This is a genomic window from Thiohalobacter sp., assembly GCF_027000115.1.
In the GTDB taxonomy this organism is placed as follows: Bacteria; Pseudomonadota; Gammaproteobacteria; order Thiohalobacterales; family Thiohalobacteraceae; genus JALTON01.
This window is the reverse complement of sequence record NZ_JALTON010000017.1, coordinates 22809-44308: the sequence shown is the minus strand read 5'-3', so window position 1 is coordinate 44308 and position 21500 is coordinate 22809. Positions and strand designations below refer to the sequence as shown.

Annotated in this window: 19 protein-coding genes and 1 pseudogene; 3 read left to right on the top strand and 17 right to left on the bottom strand. The window is 66.9% G+C overall.

Annotated elements, in window-relative coordinates:
• Window positions 1-180: 180 nt before the first annotated feature.
• From MVF76_RS02600 to mtnA, 17 genes and pseudogenes are all read right to left on the bottom strand, one after another.
• Complete coding sequence (locus MVF76_RS02600; protein ID WP_297527227.1) at window positions 181-567, bottom strand: nucleotidyltransferase domain-containing protein; 387 nt, start codon at window positions 565-567, stop codon at window positions 181-183.
• Window positions 524-907 carry a HEPN domain-containing protein gene (locus tag MVF76_RS02595; RefSeq protein WP_297527226.1) on the bottom strand — a complete coding sequence of 128 codons (384 nt, stop codon included), beginning with the start codon at window positions 905-907 and terminating at the stop codon, window positions 524-526. The genes MVF76_RS02600 and MVF76_RS02595 overlap by 44 nt, the downstream gene beginning before the upstream one ends.
• Window positions 908-1471: 564 nt before the next feature.
• Window positions 1472-1750, bottom strand: coding sequence for a ComEA family DNA-binding protein (locus MVF76_RS02590; RefSeq protein WP_297527225.1), 279 nt, complete (start codon window positions 1748-1750; stop codon window positions 1472-1474).
• A gap of 79 nt (window positions 1751-1829) precedes the next feature.
• Entirely contained in the window at window positions 1830-2558 is a 729-nt protein-coding gene (gene pyrF, locus MVF76_RS02585; protein WP_317622920.1) for an orotidine-5'-phosphate decarboxylase, read from the bottom strand.
• Complete coding sequence (lapB, locus tag MVF76_RS02580) at window positions 2555-3721, bottom strand: lipopolysaccharide assembly protein LapB (protein WP_297527223.1); 1167 nt, start codon at window positions 3719-3721, stop codon at window positions 2555-2557. The genes pyrF and lapB overlap by 4 nt, the downstream gene beginning before the upstream one ends.
• A gap of 2 nt (window positions 3722-3723) precedes the next feature.
• A complete protein-coding gene (locus MVF76_RS02575) occupies window positions 3724-4017 on the bottom strand; it encodes a lipopolysaccharide assembly protein LapA domain-containing protein (protein WP_297527222.1) in 294 nt (97 codons plus the stop codon).
• A 186-nt stretch (window positions 4018-4203) separates the two neighbouring features.
• A complete protein-coding gene (locus MVF76_RS02570) occupies window positions 4204-4527 on the bottom strand; it encodes an integration host factor subunit beta (RefSeq protein ID WP_297527221.1) in 324 nt (107 codons plus the stop codon).
• A gap of 118 nt (window positions 4528-4645) precedes the next feature.
• A complete protein-coding gene (gene rpsA / locus MVF76_RS02565) occupies window positions 4646-6319 on the bottom strand; it encodes a 30S ribosomal protein S1 (RefSeq protein WP_297527220.1) in 1674 nt (557 codons plus the stop codon).
• A 171-nt stretch (window positions 6320-6490) separates the two neighbouring features.
• Entirely contained in the window at window positions 6491-7165 is a 675-nt protein-coding gene (gene cmk / locus MVF76_RS02560; RefSeq protein ID WP_297527219.1) for a (d)CMP kinase, read from the bottom strand.
• A gap of 130 nt (window positions 7166-7295) precedes the next feature.
• A pseudogene (gene aroA, locus MVF76_RS02555) lies at window positions 7296-8724 on the bottom strand (3-phosphoshikimate 1-carboxyvinyltransferase); the annotation flags it as partial.
• Between the two features lie 96 nt (window positions 8725-8820).
• A complete protein-coding gene (locus tag MVF76_RS02550) occupies window positions 8821-9690 on the bottom strand; it encodes a prephenate dehydrogenase/arogenate dehydrogenase family protein (protein WP_297527217.1) in 870 nt (289 codons plus the stop codon).
• Complete coding sequence (gene hisC / locus MVF76_RS02545; RefSeq protein ID WP_411293540.1) at window positions 9687-10811, bottom strand: histidinol-phosphate transaminase; 1125 nt, start codon at window positions 10809-10811, stop codon at window positions 9687-9689. Before hisC ends, MVF76_RS02550 begins: the two co-directional genes overlap by 4 nt.
• Window positions 10812-10822: 11 nt before the next feature.
• Entirely contained in the window at window positions 10823-11908 is a 1086-nt protein-coding gene (pheA, locus tag MVF76_RS02540) for a prephenate dehydratase (protein WP_297527215.1), read from the bottom strand.
• Window positions 11909-11996: 88 nt separating this feature from the next.
• Window positions 11997-13160: a phosphoglycerate dehydrogenase gene (locus MVF76_RS02535; protein ID WP_297527214.1), complete on the bottom strand. Its 1164-nt coding sequence runs from the start codon at window positions 13158-13160 to the stop codon at window positions 11997-11999.
• A 121-nt stretch (window positions 13161-13281) separates the two neighbouring features.
• The gene (gene serC / locus MVF76_RS02530; RefSeq protein WP_297527213.1) at window positions 13282-14364 is read right to left on the bottom strand and encodes a 3-phosphoserine/phosphohydroxythreonine transaminase; all 1083 of its coding nucleotides are present in this window, start codon (window positions 14362-14364) and stop codon (window positions 13282-13284) included.
• A 141-nt stretch (window positions 14365-14505) separates the two neighbouring features.
• Entirely contained in the window at window positions 14506-17043 is a 2538-nt protein-coding gene (gene gyrA, locus MVF76_RS02525) for a DNA gyrase subunit A (RefSeq protein ID WP_297527212.1), read from the bottom strand.
• A 176-nt stretch (window positions 17044-17219) separates the two neighbouring features.
• Entirely contained in the window at window positions 17220-18269 is a 1050-nt protein-coding gene (mtnA, locus tag MVF76_RS02520) for an S-methyl-5-thioribose-1-phosphate isomerase (RefSeq protein ID WP_297527211.1), read from the bottom strand.
• 248 nt (window positions 18270-18517) lie between these two features.
• Here mtnA and MVF76_RS02515 point away from each other — a divergent pair, with 248 nt between their 5' ends.
• The 3 genes from MVF76_RS02515 (at window position 18518) to MVF76_RS02505 (ending at window position 21480) form a co-directional block, all read left to right on the top strand.
• On the top strand, window positions 18518-19171 hold the full coding sequence (locus MVF76_RS02515; protein ID WP_297527210.1) for an OmpA family protein: 654 nt from the start codon (window positions 18518-18520) through the stop codon (window positions 19169-19171).
• 90 nt (window positions 19172-19261) lie between these two features.
• The gene (locus tag MVF76_RS02510; protein WP_297527209.1) at window positions 19262-20086 is read left to right on the top strand and encodes a mechanosensitive ion channel family protein; all 825 of its coding nucleotides are present in this window, start codon (window positions 19262-19264) and stop codon (window positions 20084-20086) included.
• Window positions 20087-20160: 74 nt separating this feature from the next.
• Window positions 20161-21480 (top strand): TRZ/ATZ family hydrolase, encoded by a 1320-nt coding sequence (locus MVF76_RS02505; protein ID WP_297527208.1) that lies wholly within the window; start codon window positions 20161-20163, stop codon window positions 21478-21480.
• The last annotated feature ends 20 nt before the right edge of the window (window positions 21481-21500 follow it).

Below are 21500 nucleotides of genomic sequence, written 5' to 3'. Positions count from 1 at the left end.
TCCCGGGCTTTTGATGGGCACGCTTTGCTTTGCCCATCCTACGCAACGGCGAGGCCGAGGGCACCGCCAATGGGGTGCATTATACGCAATCCACCCGCGTTGCACACACGGGCAATTGGCTGATTTGTGAACCTTTCCCGCTTGTGCCGACCTCACGCCCGCAGCACATGGAGACGACCCTCAACGAGCGCGGCCAGCACCTTCGCGCTCGAACAGCCAGACCCCTTCGCTGGCCATGGTATCGGCGAAGCGGCCGCCCTGTGCCATCAGTCGCTGCCACTCGTCCTCGGTGTACACCAGCAGCTCGGCCGGCACGGGAAGCGAGGTCAGATCCCAGTCCCGGGCGCGCTCGGCAAAGGGCCGATCGGATTCGGCGACCACCGCAACCAGATCGAGGTCGCTGCCGACGCCCCAGTCCGTCCGGCGAGCGAAGGAGCCGAATACCCCTAGGCGCAGGAGTTCGGGACGCTGCGCCGCCTGCCGGCTGATCCACTCGTTCAGCGCCCGCTCGACCGCCCCGGCATCAGGCCATCTGAGTACGGACGAATGCAATGATCTCACGGGCATGATCGACAGCCTCTCCGCTTTGCAGCGGGCCATAGTGTTCGAAAGGGGCGCCTTCCGGATGGCCATCGGGGTAGCGGGTCGCCACGTAGAAGTTGTCCAGCACCCGGCCCTTCTCGACCAGCATCTCCGGCACGGGGAGCGGCAGTTCGGCCAGGAGCTTCGCCACCATGTGCCCCCAGGCCTCCTGGCCGCGCGCGAGATGCAGCGCCTTGACCGCCTTTTCCGCCGCCTGCTGCGCGGCGAAGCAGGCCCATTCATGCAGGCCATTGGCAGCCGACATCTCGGCCTGAGCCAGATCGCGCTCGGCCTGCGCCAGCCAGTCCGTCGCTCGGGAAGGCATGTGGGTCCGCTCCATCGCGTTGACCGGAAAACGTTATTGTGGCCGGGACTCGCTGTGGCAGCAAGCGATACGGGGCGTGGGGTAATCCGGATTACCGAGCCTTGCAAGAATACGTCACGACGATCCCGGAGCCTGGATGGAGGGCCGGAATCCGGACTCCCCCGGCGATCCGAGTCCTCGGATTACTGGCTCTGCTCGCCCTTCGGGCCGCCCTGCGGACGTTCAACGCGCCCAGTGCTTTTGTGCGCTACGCGCCATCCGGGCCACGCGAGCCGAATGCTCCCTGTTACCCGGCGCGAGCGGGTCGTCATACGGCGTTGCGGCGTTTGCCTGCGGGCCGGCTGTCCCGGGCTTTTGATGGGCACGCTTTGCTTTGCCCATCCTACCCGACTGCCTCAGGTTCTTTGATGGGCGCGCTTTGCTTTGCCCATCCTACGCAACGGCGAGGCCGAGGGCCCGCCAATGGGGGTGCATTATACGCGTTGCATACACTGGCAATTGGCTGATTTGTGAATCTTTCCCGCATAATTCGGGGCGGCGTCGAAACACCGCCCCGTGTGCTCGCTACTGCCCGCTGCCGGCGATCACGCGGTCGCGGTTGCGCTCGACCAGCGCCGGGCCGATGCCCTTGACCTCGGCGAGCTGGTCGATGCTGGTGAAGGGGCCGTGCTCGGCGCGCCAGGCGACGATGGCCTGGGCCTTGGTCAGCCCGACGCCGTAGAGGGCGTCGGCCAGTTGCTCGGCGCTGGCCTTGTTGAGATCCAGGGGCCCGGATTCGGCCTGGGCCGGGCCGGCGCCGAGGCCGAGCAGCCCGGCGAGCATGAGGGTGCGCAGAAGTTTCATGGAAGACCTCCTTGTCGGTCCAGTGATGGGTTGCAACGGGCGGCCTCCTGCCGCTCCGCGGGAGGGAGTCTAGCCGGCTTCAGCCCCGTCCGATGTCAGCCAGGATCGACGTCAGGGCAGCGATGGGGTCGTCCGCCTGTGTAATCGGACGACCAATCACCAGGTAGTCCGAACCCGCGGCCATGGCGTCTGCGGGGGTCATGATGCGGGTCTGGTCGCCCTGGGCGGCGCCGGCCGGGCGCACCCCGGGGGTGACCAGCCTGAAGTCGCGGCCGAGTGCCTGGCGCAGCGGGGCGGCCTCCAGCGGGGAACAAACCACGCCATCCAGGCCGCTGTCCCGGCCCAGCCGTGCCAGCCGCAGTACCTGTTCCTCCGGGGGCGTCGGAACACCGACCTCGGCCAGGTCCTCCGGGCCCATGCTGGTGAGCACGGTGACGCCGATCAGCAGCGGCCGGGCGCCCTGGGCGGCATCCAGTGCCTCGCGCGCCGCAGCCATCATCCGCCGGCCACCGCTGGCATGCACATTGACCATCCACACGCCGAGGTCGGCCGCGGCCCGGCAGGCGGCGGCGACCGTGTTGGGAATGTCGTGGTACTTGAGATCGAGAAAGACCTCGAAGCCCTGCGCCTGCAGCCGCTCGACCACGGCGGGGCCGCTGCGGGTGAACAGCTCCTTGCCGACCTTGACGCGACAGCGGGCCGGATCGAGGCGCGCGGCCAGGTCCAGGGCGGCCTCGGCGGTGGGGAAGTCGAGGGCGACGATGACGGGGGAATCGGGCATGGTCGTACGGTCCTCCAGCGGGTTCATTCGCCGATCACGCCCTGGATCGGCTTGACGGTGTTCCACTCCTTGCAGCCGGGGCACTGCCAGTGCAGGGACTTGCCCTCGAAGCCGCAGCGCCGGCACTGGTACACCGGGCGCCCTTCCAGCAGGCGGTCGACCAACTGGCCGAGCATCTCCAGGTCATCGCGGACCTTGCCGTCGGCGGTCCCCGCCTGCAGATCGATCAGCCGCGCCAGGCCCTGCACCGAGGGCTTCTGGCGCAGCTGCTCGGCAAGAAAGCGCACGGCCGCATCGTCACCTTCCTGTTCGCGCAGCAGATCCGCCTCCGCCAGTACCGGCGAGATGCCGGGATAGCGCTCGGCCAGGCCGTCAAGGTAGTCCCGCAGCGCGGTCAGGGTGCCCAGCGCCTCGTGGCACTGGCGCAGGGGCTCGAGGATCTCGGGAATGAAGTCGGGGTCCTGCTCCTCGACCCGGCGCAGGGTCTTGATCGCGGCCTTGTACTGGCGGCCACGCATCAGGATGCCGGCCTGCAACAGGGTGGCGCGCACACAGCGGCGGTCGTGGCCGAGCGCGCGCTTGATGAGGCCGGTGGCCGTGGCCAGGTCCCCGCGCCCCAGCGCCTCCTCGGCCTGCTCGCAGTGGAACTGGGCGATCACCGGCTTCATGCCGCGGCCGGTCTCGCTCTCCAGCCGCCGGGCGATGTCGATGGCCCGGTCCCATTCCTTTTCCTGCTGGTAGATGTCGAGCAGATGGCGCAGCGCGGGCCGGGTATGAAGGTTGTTGTCCAGCAGTTCCAGCAACAGGCTCTCGGCGCGGTCGAACAGGCCGGCGCGCATGTAGTCCTGGCTCAGTTCCAGCAGCGCCTGGGCGCGCTGCTCCCGGCTCAGGGTGGGGCGCGCGATCAGGTTCTGGTGGATGCGGATGGCCCGGTCGACCTCGCCGCGGCGGCGGAACAGGTTGCCCAGCGCGAGGTGGGTCTCGACGGTGTCGGAGTCCACCTCCAGCATCTGCACGAACACCTCGATGGCCTTGTCCGGCTGTTCGTTGAGCAGGAAGTTGAGGCCGCGGAAGTAGTCGCGGCTGAACTCGTTGCGGCCGGCCTGCTGATTGCGGCGCGCGCTGCGCCGGGCCGCGAACCAGCCGGAGGCTGCGGCAACGGGCAACAGCAGCCACAGCAGCTCGTACATGGTCAGGGGGTGTCTTTGATCGGCAGCTTGCGCAGGTTGGCCACTTCCTGCTCGGCCATCCGGGCCTTGCGACGCTCGCGGATGGCCTCGCGCTTGAGGCGCAGCACCACCCCGGCACTGAACAGCAGGCCCAGCAGGGCGCCGGCCGCCAGGGTCAGCACCAGGGTCAGCGCCAGCGGCACCTCGCGCTGGCCGAAGAAATAGTTGAACTCCACCGGCCGTGCATTGAGGACCGCAAACACCAGTCCCAGCGCCACCAGCAGGATCAGGGCCAGCAGGGAAAGCAGGCGTGACATGAAGGCTCCGTCTCAAGGTTGCGGGAGGGCCTAGTGTAGCCGGAAAACGGGATGGGTGTGAGGGGGATCAGGGATCCGATACAGGATGCAAGGTACGGGATACAAGTTCCGGACTTGCCAATGCCGGCGCCCGACGCCGGCCTGCGGCCTTCATCCAGCTCAGGGTGTCGAGGATCGGCGGGCGGATCACTCGCCGTTGTCGTTGTTGGCGGCCTTGATCTCGTTGTCGCGACCGGCATTGACGCGCTCGCGGAGTTCCTTGCCGGGCTTGAAGTGGGGGACGTACTTGGCGGCCAAGGCAACGGCCTCGCCGGTCTTGGGATTGCGGCCGATTCGGGGCGGCCGGTAATGCAGCGAGAAGCTGCCGAAACCACGGATCTCGATGCGCTGGCCCTGGGCCAGGGACTGGCTCATCTGTTCCAGCAGGCTCTTGACGGCGAGTTCCACGTCCTTGTAATTGAGGTGGCTGTTCTTGCTGGCAAGAATCTCAATCAGTTCAGACTTCGTCATTATTTTCCATCCTGTTGGGAGGCAGACGGCCGCCGGCAGAGCCCGCCCGGCGGCCGTCCCGAGCCTGTTTTCCAGTCCACTCGCCTGATTTATAACTCCAAATCAGGCATTTGGCAAATCAGTCCCGATTCTCCATCTGCTCCTTGAGGATGTCCCCGAGGGTGGTCTTGGCGGAATCGGACTGACGGCTGTAGTCCTGGATAGCTTCGGCCTCTTCATCGCTTTCCTTAGCCTTGATGGAGAGCATCAGGCTGCGGTTCTTGCGATCGACCCCCAGGAACTTGGCCTCGACCTCGTCGCCTTCCTTGAGCACGCTGCGGGCGTCCTCGACCCGGTCGCGGGCCAGCTCGGAGGCACGCAGCACGCCCTCGACGCCGTCGCCGAGGTCGATGATGGCCGCCTTGGCGTCCACTTCCTTGACCGTGCCCTTGACGATGCTGCCCTTGGCATGCTCGGCCACGAAGTTCGAGAAGGGATCCTTCTCGAGCTGCTTGATGCCCAGCGAGATGCGCTCGCGCTCGGGGTCCACCGCCAGCACCACGGCCTCGACCTCGTCGCCCTTCTTGAAGTTGCGCACGGCCTCTTCGCCGGGCAGGTTCCAGGAGATATCGGACAGGTGGACCAGGCCGTCGATGCCGCCCTCCAGGCCGACGAAGATGCCGAAGTCGGTAATGGACTTGATGGTGCCGGTGACCTTGTCGCCCTTGTTGTGGGTGGCGGCGAAGGCCTCCCAGGGATTGGCGTGGCACTGTTTCATGCCCAGCGAGATGCGGCGGCGCTCCTCGTCGATGTCCAGCACCATGACCTCGACTTCCTGGCCGACGTGGACCACCTTGGCGGGATTCACGTTCTTGTTGGTCCAGTCCATCTCGGAGACGTGCACCAGGCCCTCGACGCCCTCCTCGATCTCGACGAAGCAGCCGTAGTCGGCGACGTTGGTGACCTTGCCGAACAGGCGGGTGCCCTCGGGATAGCGGCGCGCCAGATCCGCCCAGGGATCCTGGCCCAGCTGCTTCAGGCCCAGCGACACGCGGTTGCGCTCGCGGTCGAACTTGAGCACCTTGACCTCGATCTCGTCACCGACATTGAGGATCTCGGAAGGATGCTTGACGCGCTTCCAGGCCATGTCGGTGATGTGCAGCAGGCCGTCGATGCCGCCCAGGTCCACGAAGGCGCCGTAGTCGGTGAGGTTCTTGACCACGCCCTTGATGACCATGCCTTCCTGCAGGTTCTTGAGCAGGGCCTCGCGCTCGGCGCTGTATTCCTGTTCCACCACCGCGCGACGGGAGACGACCACGTTGTTGCGCTTCTGGTCGAGCTTGATGACCTTGAATTCGAGTTCCTTGCCCTCGAGGTAGGTGGTGTCGCGCACCGGGCGCACATCGACCAGGGAGCCGGGCAGGAAGGCGCGGATGTCCTTGATGTCGACGGTGAAGCCACCCTTGACCTTGCCGCTGATCATGCCGGTCACGGTTTCGTTGTTCTCGAAGGCCTTCTCCAGTTCCTTCCAGGCGCGGGCGCGCTTGGCCTTCTCGCGGGACAGCCGGGTTTCGCCGAAGCCGTCCTCGACGGCATCCAGGGCCACATCGACCTCGTCGCCGACCTGTACCTCCAGCTCGCCCTGTTCGTTGTAGAACTGTTCGATGGGGATCACGCCCTCGGACTTGAGGCCGGCGTTGACCACGACCACGTCGGGGCGGATGTCGACCACGGTCCCGGTGACGATGGAACCGGGTTTCATCTGCTGGTTGGCAAGACTCTGTTCGAACAGTTCAGCAAAGCTTTCGCTCATGGGTCAGTCATTCCTTGAACCGCGTGCATGGCGGTTCCGGTTCGTGCCGCAGCGCGCTGGCCGCGGGTTGATTGCAAATACAAGGGCCGGATCGCAGAAATCCGGCCCCTCCCAAGAAATTCAGTATTATACGCCCGCCCCGGGGAGAGCACCACCCCACCGGAACGGGATTCAGACGTCCCCCAGGCGCTCGCGGATCAGGGCCTCCACGGCGGCCACCGTCGCCTCCGGATCCTGCCCCGTGCTGTCGAGCGCCCGCGCATCCGGGGCCGGCCGCAGGGGGGCCACCGGACGGTTGCGGTCACGTTCGTCGCGCTGACGGATGTCGGCCAGAATCGCATCGTAATCGGCGGGAATTCCCTTTTCTTCCAGTTGCTTGCAGCGCCTTTCTGCCCTTGTTTCTGCGCTGGCGTCCAGGAACACCTTGACCGGGGCATCGGGGAACACGACAGTGCCCATGTCGCGCCCGTCGGCCACCAGCCCCGGCGGCTGGCGGAAGCCGCGCTGCAGCGCCAGCAGGGCCTCGCGCACCTCGGGCAGCGCCGCCACCTTCGAGGCCGCCTCGCCGGCTGCCTCGCTGCGGATGTCGCGGCTGACGTCACGGCCATCGACGAGGATGGCATCGGAATCGCTGGGGAAGCCGATGCGCAAGGTCCCGGCAAGCCGGGCCAGGGCGTCGGCATCATCGAGCGGGACGCCCTGGCGCAGGGCCTCGTGGGCAAGGATGCGGTACAGTGCACCGCTGTCGAGGAAATGCCAGCCGTGGGCCGCCGCGATGCGCCGACCCACGGTGCCCTTGCCCGAGCCGCTGGGCCCGTCGATGGTGACAACCGGTATGTCGCTCATCGGCAAGGCCACCCCGGGATAACCCGCCGCCTTCCCGGATTGCGGCCTGCGGCCTTCATCCGGGCTACGCGCGAACCCATGGCCGTCCCGCGCACGATCCGGCAATCCGGGGCACCTCCTTCCGGTGCCATTACCCCCACTCCTCTATCTTCAGCCCCGCCTCGGCGGCGAGCCGCACAAAGCCCGGGAAGGAGGTGTTCACGTTGGCGCAGTCCTCGATGACGACGGGACCGGCCGCGCGCAACGCGGCCATGGCGAAGGACATGGCGATGCGGTGATCGCCGTGGCTGTGCACCCGGCCACTGCCGAGCCGCCCGCCCCGAATGCGAATGCCATCCGGCGTCGGCCGGGCATCGATGCCCAGCACCTGCAGACCGTCGGCCATGACCTGGATGCGGTCGCTCTCCTTGACCCGCAGCTCCTCGGCCCCGGTCAGCACCGTCTCGCCCTCGGCGCAGGCGGCAGCCACGAACAGCGCAGGGAATTCGTCGATCGCCAGCGGCACCAGCCCGGGGGGGATCTCGATGCCGTGCAGGGCGGCGCTGCGCACCCGCAGGTCGGCCACCGGCTCGCCCCCGACCTCGCGTTCGTTGCTGACCTCGATGTCCCCGCCCATGCGCCGCAGGATGTCGATGACGCCGGTCCGGGTCGGGTTCATGCCCACGTGTTCGAGGGTCAGCTCCGAACCCGGCGCGATGCTGGCGCCGACCAGGAAGAAGGCCGCCGAGGAGATGTCGGCCGGCACCTCGATGCGGGTGCCCTGCAGGCGGCCGCCGCCCTCGAGGCAGGCCGTGGCCCCCGCCACCGAGACGGCATAGCCCAGGCCCCGCAGCATGCGCTCGGTATGGTCGCGGGTCGGCGCCGGTTCGGTGGTGCAGGTGCGCCCTTCGGCATAGAGGCCGGCGAGCAGCACGCAGGACTTCACCTGGGCGCTGGCCATCGGCAGCCGGTAGTGGATGCCGTGCAGCCTGCGGCCGCCATGGATGTGCAGCGGTGCCGTACCCTGCTCTGTGGCCTCGATGTGCGCGCCCATCTCGGTCAGCGGGTCGATCACCCGCTGCATGGGGCGGCCGGACAGGGAGGCATCGCCGGTCAGCACTGTGTCGAAGGCCTGGCCGGCGAGCAGCCCCGCGAGCAGGCGCATGGAAGTGCCGGAGTTGCCCAGATACAGCGGGCCGTCAGGTGCCTTGAGGCCGTGCAGGCCGACGCCCTCGATCCGCACCGCGCCCGCATCCGGCCCCTCGATGGGCACGCCCATGGCGCGGAAGGCCGCCAGCGTGGCGAGGCTGTCCTCGCCCTCGAGGAAGCCTGTGATCTCGGTGACCCCGTCCGCCAGCGAACCGAGCATGATGGAACGGTGCGAGATGGACTTGTCGCCCGGCACGCGCACGCGGCCGCTCAGCCGGCCGCCGGGTGCCACCTGAAAACGCACCTCAGTCATTGGTTGTCCTCGATTGCTTCAAAACCGGGATGGTCCCAAGTCCATGAATGCAACCGTAGGATGGGCAAAGGCGCATCGCGCCGTGCCCATCGTGTCTGCTCCTCACTCCTCACTCCTCACTCCTCACTCCTCACTCCTCACTCCTCACTCCTCACTCCTCACTCCTCACTCCTCACTCCTCACTCCTCACTCCTCACTCCTCACTCCTCACTCCTCACTCCTCACGCCCAACCACATGCTCATCGCGCGCCTGTTTCGCGCGCTGGAAACACGCGAGCAGCGCCTGGCCATCACCGGCCTCGATGGCGGCGCGCATCTCCGCCAGGTCGGCCGTGAAGCGGTCCAGCATCTGGAGCACGGCATCACGGTTGGCCAGGCAGATATCACGCCACATCACCGGGTCGCTGGAGGCGATGCGGGTGAAGTCGCGAAAGCCACCGGCGGCGAAGCGGAACACCTCCCGGTGTTCCTGCAGCCGGGCGAGGCTGTCCACCAGACCGAACGCCAGCAGGTGCGGCAGATGACTGGTGGCCGCGAGCACCTCGTCGTGCAGGGCCACGCTCATCTCCACCACCTCGGCGCCGGTGCGGACCCACATGTCCCGAACCCGGCCCAGGGCCTCGGGCGCGGTTTCCGCCACCGGCGTCAGAATCACCCGTCGATGCTCGAACAGCTCGGGAAAGGAGGCCGCCACCCCGCTCTGCTCGGTGCCGGCGATAGGGTGGCCGGGCACGAAATTGGGCGGCATGGTACCAAAGACGGCACGCACGTCCGCCACCACCGAGCCCTTGGCGCTGCCCACGTCCGTGATCACCGCCTCTTCCGCCAGTCCCGGCCGCAGGGCCTCGAGCACCGGCCGCACCGCGCCCAGCGGCACCGCGACCACCACCATGTCGGCGCCCGCAACCGCGCTGGCGGGATCGGTGTCGAAGCGATCGATCACGCCCAGTCGCTGCGCCTCTTCGAGGTGCTCGACGCGTCGGCTGCAGCCGACGATCTCCTCCACGGCACCGGCCTTGCGCAGCGCGCGCGCCAGCGAGCCGCCGATCAGGCCCACGCCGAAGATGCACAGGCGCCGGATCATGACAGCACCCGCGACAGCGCCTCGGCGGCGCGCCGGTTTTCCTCCGGCAGGCCGATACTGATGCGCAGATGATCCGGCAGGCCGTAGTTGGCCACCGGGCGCACGATCACGCCCTCGCGCAACAGCGCCTCGTAGACCTCCGCGCCGGGACGGCCGACATCGATGGTGATGAAGTTGCCGACCGAGGGGATGTAGTCGAGCCCCGCCTCCCGACAGTACGCCTCCCAGAAGGCCATGCCCTCGCGGTTGACCTCGATGCTGCGGGCGAGATGTGCGGCATCCCCGAGCGCGGCCTCGGCGGCCGCCAGGGCCAGGCTGTTCACATTGAAGGGCTGGCGCACCCGGTTGAGCAGATCGGCGACCTGAGGATGCGACAGCGCATAGCCCACGCGCAGCCCGGCCAGGCCGTGGGCCTTGGAAAAGGTGCGGGTGATGACCAGGTTGGGATGACGCGCCAGCCAGGGCAGGCTGTCCGGATAGTCCGGGGCCTCGACGTATTCGACATAGGCCTCGTCGAGCACTACCAGCACCTCGGCCGGCACCCGCGCCAGCAGTGCCTGCAGGGCCTCGCCGTCGACGTGGGTGCCGGTGGGGTTGTTCGGGTTGGCGATGAACAGCACGCGGGTGTCCTCGCCCACCGCCTCGGCCATGGCCTCCAGGTCATGGCCGAAACGGGCCGCCCGCCGGCCGTCGCCCGCCGGCACCACGCGCGAACGCGCGCCAACCGCCTGGGTGACGATCGGATAGACGGCGAAAGCGTGTTCGGAAAAAACCGCCTCGGTCCCCGGACCGAGAAAGGCGCGCGCCACCAGTTCCAGCACGTCGTTGGAACCGTTGCCCAGGGTGATGCCACGCGGGTCCAGGTCCAGCCGTGCGGAGAGTGCCTGCTTCAGCGCGAAACCGTTGCCGTCGGGATAGCGCGACAGTTCCGGCAGCGCGGCCCGAACGGCCTCCTGCACCCGCTCGCCGGGACCCAGCGGATTCTCGTTGGAGGCGAGCTTGACCGCCTCGCGGATGCCGTACTCGCGTTCCAGCTCGCCCACCGGCTTGCCTGGCTTGTAGGGCGCGAGCGTGCGCACGCCGGGCTGGGCCCGGTGCAGAAAATCGGGGTCGCAGGACAGAGGCTCGGACATCAGAGCACGGCCTTCGGGTAGGAACCCAGCACCTTGACGGCAGAGGCCTCGGCTTCGAGGTCCTTCAGCGCCTGCGCCACCTCCGGGGTGTCGCGATGGCCTTCTATGTCGACGAAGAAGACATAGTCCCACAGCCCCTGGCGCGAGGGCCGGGATTCGATGCGGGTCATGCTGATGCCATGGCGTGCAAAGGGTTCGAGCAGTCGGAACAGCGCCCCGGGCTGGTTGCGTACCGAGACCAGCAGCGAGGTCTTGTCGGCCCCGCTGGCCGCCGGCTGCTGGCGGCCGATGACCAGAAAGCGGGTGGTGTTGCCCGGCTCGTCCTCGATGTTCTGGGCAAGAATGCCGAGTCCGTACAGCTCCGCGGCATTGGCACCGGCAACGGCCGCCGCATCGTCGCGCCCGGCGACCCTGCGCGCTGCCTCGGCGTTGCTGGACACCGCCACCCGCTCGGCATGGGGCAGCCGGGCATCCAGCCATTCCCGGCACTGAGCCAGGGCCTGCTGGTGGGCGAAGACCTGCCTTATCCGCGACAGGTCATCGACCTTGCCCATCAGGTGCAACTCCACCCGGAGCTGGACCTCGCCGCAGATGTTGAGCGGCGATCGCAGGAACATGTCCAGGGTGTGGTTGACCACCCCCTCGGTCGAGTTCTCCACCGGCACTACGCCGTAGTGGGCGTTGCCCGACTCGACCTCGCGGAACACCTCGTCGATGGCGCCCAGCGGCGCGGTACGCACCGAATGCCCGAAATGCTTCAGGGCCGCGGCCTCGGTGAAGGTCCCGGCGGGTCCCAGGTAGCCGATGGTCAGGGGCTGCTCCAGCGCCAGACAGGCCGACATGATCTCGCGGAACAGGCGCGCGATCTCCTCACCGGACAGCGGCCCGGGATTGCGCGCCTGGATGCGGCCCAGGATCTGTGCCTCGCGTTCCGGGCGATAGAAGCCGGCCGGGTCCGCCTCGCCCTGCTTGATCTCGGCGACTTCCTGGGCGCAACGGGCACGTTCCGAGATCAGCTCAAGGAGGCGATCATCGATCTCGTCGATCCGCGCCCTGATCCCCGCCAGTTTCTCGTCTTCGTTCATAGGATATTTATAGCCACGGAACACACGGAAAGCACGGAAAATATCTTATGTTTCACGGCGCCGCGCGAAGCGCGTGCACCGCACCCGTTCACAGTGCGCGAACGGAAAGCACACCCTCGATACCGCGCAGGCGATCCAGGGTGGCCTCCGCGATCGGCTTCTCGACATCGACAAGCGTATAGGCCAGGTCCCCACGTGACTTGTTGAGCATGTCCACGATGTTGTGGCCGGCATCACCCAGCTCGGTGGAGATCTGGCCCAGCATGTTGGGGACATTGGCATTGACCACGGCCAGCCTGTATTCGGTGGTTCGCGGCATTTCCGTCTCCGGGAAATTCACGGAATTGCGGACGTTGCCATTTTCCAGGTAGTCGCGAACCTGCTCGGCAACCATGATGGCACAGTTTTCCTCGGCTTCCCGGGTCGAGGCACCCAGATGCGGAAAGGTCACCACCTTCGGGTGATTCTTGAGCAGCTTGTTCGGGAAGTCACAGACGTAGCCACCCACCTTGCCGGCATCGATGGCCTCGACCACCGCGGCATCGTCGATGATGCCGTCGCGGGCGAAATTGAGCAGCACCACGCCCTCGCGCATGTTGCGCAGACGCTGGGCGTTGATCATGTTGCGGGTGCCTTCCACCAGTGGCACATGGAAGCTCACGAAGTCGGAACGCGACAGCAGATCATCCACGCTCGATGCCTGCTGTACCGCCGAAGACAGTTGCCAGGCACGTTGCACAGTGATGTCCGGATCGTAACCCACCACATTCATGCCCAGCGCCACGGCGGCGTTGCACACCTTGACACCGATGGCGCCGAGGCCGATCACGCCAAGGGTGCGCCCCGGCAGTTCGAAGCCGACGAACTGCTTCTTGCCCGCCTCCGTCTGGCGATGGATTTCGGCGTCGTCACCCTCGAGATTGCGGGCGTAGTCCCAGGCCGGACACAGGTTACGCGCGGCGATCAGCATGCCGGCCAGAACCAGCTCCTTCACCGCATTGGCATTTGCTCCCGGGGCATTGAACACGCAGATGCCGCGCCGGCTCATCTCTTCCACGGGGATGTTGTTCACGCCGGCACCGGCACGCCCCACCGCCTTCAGCGACGCGGGGATCTCCATGTCGTGCATCTTGTGCGACCGCACCAGGATGGCATCCGGGTGCTGGATCTCGGAGGCGATCTCGTAACGGTCTCGCGGCAGCCGCTCCAGGCCCGCGACGGAGATGTTGTTCAGCGTCAGGATCTTGTACATGCAGGTACCTCTTTCTCAACGCAAAGACGCCAAGTCGCAAAGGCCACAAAGAAGGGAAATGTCTTTTCGAAACGCATTTCTTTGCGCTCTTTGCGTCTCCGCGCCTTTGCGTTGGATCTTGTCAGCCGTGGCGTCTTTCGAAGTCGGCCATGAACTCGATCAGGGCGTCGACGCCGGCCTCGGGCATGGCGTTGTAGATGCTGGCGCGCATGCCGCCGACGGAGCGATGGCCCTTGAGGGTGGTCAGACCGCGCGCCTCGGCCTCCTGGAGGAAACTGGCGTCGAGCCCGGGGTTGGCAAGCACGAAGGGCACGTTCATCCAGGAACGGCAGGCCGGATCGACCGGATTGCTGTAGAAATCGGAACCGTCGATGGCGGCGTAGAGCTTTTCAGCCTTGCGCCGGTTCACCTCGGCCATCGCCGCCAGGCCGCCGTTGCGCTTCAGCCACTGGAACACCAGCCCGGCGAGGTACCAGGCATAGGTCGGTGGCGTGTTGTACATGGAGCCGTTGTCGGCATGCACCTTGTAGTCGAGCATGGTGGGCGTGCCGCCGCGCGCCTTGCCGATGAGATCATCGCGCACGATGACCAGCGTCAGACCCGCGGGACCGATGTTCTTCTGGGCGCCGGCATAGATGACACCGAAGCGTTCCACCTCGACGGGCCGGGAAAGGATGGTCGAGGACATGTCCGCCACCAGCGGCACCTCGCCGGTGTCGGGGACATAGGGGAACTCGACACCGCCGATGGTCTCGTTCGGCGTGTAGTGGACATAGGCCGCGTCCGTGCTGAGCTGGAGGCTGTCCTGCGCCGGGACGGTGGTGAAGTTCTGCGCCTCGCTGCTGCCGGCGATGTTGACGTTGCAGAAGCGCTTCGCCTCGGCGATGGCCTTCTTGGACCAGGCGCCGGTATTGATGTAATCGACCGTGGCACCGCCCGCGGTCAGGTTCAGCGGCACCATGGCGAACTGGGTGCTGGCGCCCCCCTGCAGGAACAGCACCCGATAGCTGTCGGGAATGCCCATCAGCTCGCGAAGGTCGGCCTCGGCCTGCTCGGCGATGGACATGAAGGCCTTGCCGCGATGGCTCATCTCCATCACCGACATGCCCGTGCCCTGCCAGTCCAGCATCTCGTCCCGGGCCTGTTCGAGCACGGCCTCCGGCAGCATCGCCGGCCCGGCACTGAAATTGTAAACGCGTGTCATCGGTTTCCTCTTCGATCGAAAATCGCCACGGAATCCACTGAACCCACTGAATACTTTCAATGCTCCAGGGTATCGCCCCTGGCCTGAAACGGGATAGAGCGTTGTTCTCCCGTGGATACCGTGAGATTCGGTGGCTATTTCCTATTCCTCTTCTTCCTCGCCTTCGACGATTGCATCGATGCCCACGAGCTTCTCGCCCTCGCCGAGGCGGATCAGACGAACGCCCTGGGTGTTGCGGCCCATGCGCGAGATTTCGGCGACCCGGGTGCGGACCAGGGTGCCGGCATTGGTGATGAGCATGACCTCATCGCCCTCGCGCACCAGGGTGGCGCCGACCACCCGGCCGTTGCGCTCGCTGGCCTGGATGGAAATGACGCCCTGCCCGCCGCGCTTGTGGATGGGGTATTCGTCGACGGGCGTGCGCTTGCCGTAACCGTTTTCGGTCGCGGTCAGCACGTCGCCCTCGTCGGCGATGATGAGGGCGATCAGGCGCTGTTCGGGCTGCAGACGGATGCCGCGCACACCGGCCGCGGTGCGGCCCATGGGACGCACGTCGGACTCGTGGAAGCGGATGGCCTTGCCGGCGTCGCTGAACAGCATCACGTCGCGCTCGCCGTCCGTCAGCGCGACATCGACCAGCCGGTCGCCCTCGCGCAGTTCCAGGGCAATGATGCCGCTGCTGCGTGGGCGGGAGAAGGCGGACAGCGGTGTCTTCTTCACCGTGCCGCTGGCGGTGGCCATGAAGATGTACTGGTCGTCGGCATACTCGCGTACCGGCAGCACGGCGTTGATGCGCTCGTCCTCTTCCAGCGGCAGCAGGTTGACGATGGGCTTGCCGCGCGCGGCTCGCCCGGCCTGGGGCAACTGGTAGACCTTGAGCCAGTAGGCCTTGCCGCGGCTGGAAAAACACAGGATGGTGTCGTGGGTGCTGGCGATGAACAGCTTGTCGACAAAGTCCTCTTCCTTGACCGCCGTTGCGCTCTTGCCGCGTCCGCCGCGGCGCTGGGCACTGTACTCGGACAGCGGCTGGGCCTTGGCGTAGCCGGCATGGGACAGGGTGACCACCACGTCTTCCTCGGTGATCAGGTCCTCCAGCGACAGGTCGGCCTCGTCTTCGCTGATCTCCGTGCGGCGGGCATCCGAAAACTGTTCGCGCACCTCGGTGAGTTCGTCGCGGATGACCTGCATCAGACGGTCGGGGTTGGAAAGAATCTCCAGCAGGTCGCCGATGCGATCCAGCAGTTGCTGGTACTCGTCGGTGATCTTGTCCTGTTCCAGGCTGGTGAGCTGGTGCAGGCGCAGATCCAGGATGGCCTGGGCCTGGGCCTCGGACAGCCGGTAGCCGTCCCCGGTCAGCCCCAGCCCCGGCTCCAGATTGTCCGGCCGGGAAGCGGTGCTGCCCGTGCGCTCCAGCATGGCCGTGACCAGGCCCGGATCCCATGTCCTCGCCATGAGCTCGGCCCGCGCCTCGGTGCGGCCCGGTGAGGCCTTGATCAGCGCAATCACTTCGTCGATGTTGGCCAGGGCGACGGCAAGGCCTTCGAGTATGTGCGCGCGCTCACGGGCCTTGCGCAGCTCGAACACGGTGCGGCGGGTAACCACCTCGCGCCGGTGGCGGATGAAGGCCTCCAGCATCTCCTTGAGATTGAGCAGCCGCGGCTGACCGTCGACCAGCGCCACCATGTTGATGCCGAATACCGTCTGCAGCTGGGTGTGCGCGTAGAGGTTGTTGAGTACCACTTCGGCGACCTCGCCGCGCTTGAGCTCGATCACCATGCGCATGCCCTCCTTGTCGGATTCGTCGCGCAGGTTGGCGATGCCCTCGATCTTGCGGTCCTTGACCAACTCGGCGATCTTTTCCAGCAGCCGGGCCTTGTTGACCTGGTAGGGCAGCTCGGTGACCACGATGGTCTGGCGGCCCTTGTCGTCGCTCTCGATCTCGGTCCGCGCCCGCACCCGGACCCGGCCACGCCCGGTGAGGTAGGCCTCCTGGATGCCGCGCACGCCACGGATGATGGCGCCGGTGGGGAAATCCGGCCCCGGCACATGGGCCATCAGGCCGCGGATGTCGATGGCCGGGTCGTCGATCAGGGCGATGCAGGCGTCGACCACCTCGCCGAGGTTGTGCGGCGGGATGTTGGTCGCCATGCCCACGGCAATGCCGGCGGAGCCGTTGACCAGCAGGTTGGGTATGCGGGTGGGGAAAACCGCGGGCTCGCGTTCGGACTCGTCGTAGTTGGGGACGAAGTCGACCGTTTCCTTGTCCAGGTCGGCGAGCAGCTCGTGGGCGATGCGGCTCATGCGCACTTCGGTGTAGCGCATGGCGGCCGGAGCATCGCCGTCCACCGAGCCGAAGTTGCCCTGACCGTCGATCAGCATGTAGCGCAGCGAGAAGGGCTGCGCCATGCGCACGATGGTGTCGTAGACGGCGGTGTCGCCGTGGGGGTGGTACTTGCCGATGACGTCGCCGACCACGCGGGCCGACTTCTTGTAGGGCTTGTTCCAGTCGTTGCCCAGCTCGCTCATGGCATAGAGCACGCGCCGGTGCACCGGCTTGAGCCCGTCGCGCACGTCGGGCAGCGCCCGGCCGACGATGACGCTCATGGCATAGTCCAGATAGGACTGCCGCATTTCGTCTTCGAGATTGACCGGGAGAACTTCTTTGGCGAACTCAGCCATGGGTGGGGTTGGACCCTTCTATGACATTTCCTCCGACGACCGCCCGTGCCGCGACACCGACGCACAGGCGCCAAATTCGGCTTATCTTAGCATAGCGGGGGAACCACTTCACGGCCGCGATCGCGGCTCTGGCGGGCTCTCAGGCGCTCTCCGGGAAATCCCGCCGCCGGCCTAGGTCATCGCCCCATGAGGGCGGCCATGGCCTCCGGGGTCGGCGACTCGACGATGCCGCGCTCGGTGACGATGGCGTCCACCAGCTCCGCCGGGGTGACGTCGAAGGCGGGGTTCCAGGCAGCCGCGCCCTCGGCCGCGATGCGCCGGCCGCCGCAGCCCAGCACCTCATCCGGATCACGGGTCTCGATAGGGATGTCGGCACCGGTCGGGGTGTCCATGTCGATGGTGCTGGTGGGGGCGACGACCATGAAGCGCACGCCGTGGTGACGCGCCATCACCGCCAGACCGTAGGTGCCTATCTTGTTGGCGACATCGCCGTTGGCGGCAATGCGGTCGGAGCCGACGATCACCCACTGGATGTGGCCGCCGCGCATGAGGTGGGCGGCGGCGCCCTCGGCGATGAGGGTGACGGGGATACGGTCGCGCACCAGCTCCCAGGCGGTGAGCCGGGCCCCTTGCAGCCAGGGCCGGGTCTCGTCGGCATAGACATGGGCAATGCGGCCGCTGGCCCAGCCGGCGCGGATCACGCCCAGCGCCGTGCCATAGCCGCCGGTGGCCAGCGAGCCGGTATTGCAGTGGGTGAGCACGGCACGCTGGTCGTTGAGCAGCGAGGCGCCGAGTTCGCCCATGCGCCGGTTGGCGGCGATGTCGTCCTCGTGGATGGCGCGCGCAGTCGCCAGCAGCCGTTCCTCGACCTGATCGTCGGGCACGCCCCCGGCCGCCTCGCGCATCCGCGCCAGCGCCCAGAACAGGTTGACCGCGGTCGGCCGGGCCTCGGCCAGGGTATCGAGCGCCTGCGCCCAGCAGTCGCGCCAGTCGTGGGGCCGGCTGGCGCGACAGGCCCGTGCCGCCAGCACGGCGCCATAGGCGGCGGTGATGCCGATGGCCGGCGCGCCGCGCACCACCATGTCGCGGATGGCCCCGGCCACCGCGTCGGCATCCGCGTACTCGAGCACGATTTCCTCATCCGGCAACCGGCGCTGGTCCAGCAGTTGCAAGCGGTCCTCGTGCCAGGCAACCGCCCGGACGCTGTCGTGAAGATCCCTGTTCATGGCTTTCGGCAGTTGTCGATGAGACCGGTCTGCTCCGGGCATCCCGCTTGGCTGACGCAGGTGACCGGCGACATGGGTGTTGATATCGCCCCGGACACCCCTCGCAAGGCAGAAGCTGTCATATTGGCTCGCGATTCTTGCACAGGGACCACTGGTTTCAAAGACGCCCGGGCTCTACACTGGCAAGTGAACGTAACGATGACGCCAACAACCCGCCTGGCAGGACAGGACTCAAAGGAGCCCGCAACATGCATGACAATAATCGACAGTTCAGTCTGGCAGCCCTGGTCGCCGCCCTTCTCGCGGCACCGGTGCTCGCCACCGCCGCATCCGAGTACAGCTGCGGCTACGCGTATGATTCCACGGGCAACGTCGTCCGCGACAGCGCGGGCAACTGTGTCCGCAGCGGTTCCTGGAGCCCGGCCAAGGCCATCGCCGAGTGCGATCCAGATCTGGTCAAGAAGCCCGAGCCGGTGGCCAAGCCCGCCCCGGCACCGGCACCCAAGCCCGCCGCCAGGCCCGCGCCCAAGTTCAAGACGGTAACCCTCGGCGCCGGCGCCCTGTTCGACGTCGACAGCGACGTGATCAAGCCGGAAGGTCGCGCCGAACTCGATGCTCTGGTGGCGCATGTGAAGAAGCTCGCCAACATCGAGCGCATCGAGATCGCGGGGCACACCGACAGTACCGGCAGCGCCGAATACAACAAGACCCTGTCCATGCGCCGGGCCAACGCCGTGAAGAACTATCTTATCGAGCAGGGCATCGATCCACGCATCATGACCACCATCGGCTACGGCGAGGAAAAGCCCATCGCCAGCAACGCCACCCGCGAGGGCCGCGCGAAGAACCGCCGCGTGGAAATTACCCTGCGTGGTGCCGAGATGGTGCCCGAGGCCCAGTAAGCGCATCACAAAGCCTGTTGAAATCGCCCGCCTCGCGCGGGCGATTTCCTGATGGGCACCCGAACATCCAGCACCAAGGGAGGACTCGACATGGAACCCCTCACCGAACTCGCCCAGCCGGGCTTTCTCGACCTCTACGTGATCCCCTGGGCACTGCGCATCCTGATCGCGGCGGCCATTTTCTTCATCGGCAAGTGGCTGGCGGCACGCCTCACCCGGCTGGTTCGCAACATGATGGACCGCGGCGGCATGGACACCATGTTGTCCGAGTTTCTCGGCAACATCCTGTATGCACTGCTGCTGGCCGTGGTGGCCATCGCGGCACTCGATCACCTCGGCGTCCAGACCACTTCGCTGCTTGCCGTTCTCGGCGCCGCCGGCCTGGCCGTCGGCCTCGCGCTCAAGGACTCGCTGGCCAATTTCTCGTCCGGCGTGATGCTCATCGTCTTTCGCCCCTTCAATGTCGGTGACTTCATCGAGGCCGCCGGCGTGTCCGGCGTGGTGGAGAAGGTCAGCATCTTCAATACGGTCCTGCGCACGGGCGACAACCGCGAGATCATCGTGCCCAACGGACAGATCTATGGCGGCACCATCGTCAACGTATCCGCGCGCGATACCCGGCGCATCGACCTGGTCATCGGCATCGGCTACGACGACGACATCCGCAAGGCCAAGGGCCTGCTGGAGGAAATCCTCGGCGCCGACGAGCGCATCCTCAAGGACCCCGCCCCCGCCGTCTCGGTCGGCGAACTGGCCGACAGCAGCGTCAACCTGAACGTCCGTCCCTGGGTGGCCAGCGGCGACTACTGGGACGTTCGCTCCGATCTGCTGGAAACCATCAAGACCCGCTTCGATGCCGAGGGCATTTCCATCCCCTTCCCGCAGCGGGAGGTGCATCTCCACCAGGCCGGCTGAGGTGTCCACGCCTGGCCGCCCTTCCCCGCTTTCCCTATACTGCCCGCGGTTGCGGACAACATCCGGGCACCCGAATGGATACCGTCGATACCCTGATTCATGCCGGCTGGATCATCCCGGTCGAGCCAGCCGGACTGGTGCTGGAACAGCACAGCATTGCCGTCCATGACGGCCGTATCCGGGCCATCCTGCCCGGTGATCAGGCCCGGCGCAGCTATCGCGGCAAAACCGAGCTGGACCTGCCCGGACATGTGCTGATCCCCGGACTGGTGAATGCCCACACCCATGCCGCCATGACCCTGATGCGCGGCCTGGCCGACGACCTGCCGCTGATGGAATGGCTGCAAGGCCACATCTGGCCGGCCGAACAGCGCTGGGTGAGTCCGGAATTCGCGCAGGCCGGCTCCGAGCTGGCCGTGATCGAGATGCTGCGCGGCGGCATCACCTGCTTCAATGACATGTACTTCTTCCCGGAGGTCACCGCGCGCGTGGCCGCCGCGGCCGGCATGCGCTGCGTGGTCGGGTTGATCGTCATCGATTTTCCCACCGCCTATGCCGCGGACGCCGACGAATACCTGCACAAGGGACTGGCCCTGCACGACGAGTACCGCAACGATCCGCTGATCCGCACCGCCTTTGCCCCGCACGCACCCTACACCGTCTCCGACGGCCCGCTGGAGCGCATCCGGGTACTGGCCGACGAGCTGGACATCCCCATCCACATGCATGTGCACGAAACCGCCGACGAAGTGCAGCAGTCGGTAGAGGGCTGCGGCCAGCGCCCGCTGGCACGGCTGCAGGCGCTGGGGCTGGTCTCCCCCTCCCTGCTCGCCGTGCACATGACCCAGCTCGAGGACGAGGAGCTGGCGGCCTTTGCCGACTCCGGCGCCCACGTGGTGCATTGCCCCGAATCGAACCTCAAGCTGGCCTCCGGTTTCTGCCCCCTGCAGAAGCTGCTGGATGCCGGCGTCAACGTGGCCCTCGGCACCGATGGCGCGGCCAGCAACAACGACCTCGACCTGTTCGGCGAAATGCGCACCGCCGCGCTGCTCGCCAAGGGTGTTGCCGGCGATGCCCGGGCCGCCGATGCCGCCACCGTGTTGCGCATGGCCACCCTCAACGGCGCCCAGGCCCTTGGCCTGGGCGATGAAACCGGCTCTCTGGAGATCGGCAAGTCGGCCGATATCTGCGCGCTCGCCGTCGACGAGCCGGAAACCCGCCCGCTCTATCACCCCGTCTCGCAAGTGGTCTATGCCGCCTCCCGCCACCAGGTCACCGATGTCTGGGTCGGCGGCGAGCATGTGGTCAAGGACCGCGCCCTGACCCGGCTGGACGAGGAGGCCGTGCTGCATCGTGCCGGTCTGTGGGAACAGCGACTCAAGGCCTGGGGGTGACACCGGCGGCCGTTCGCACG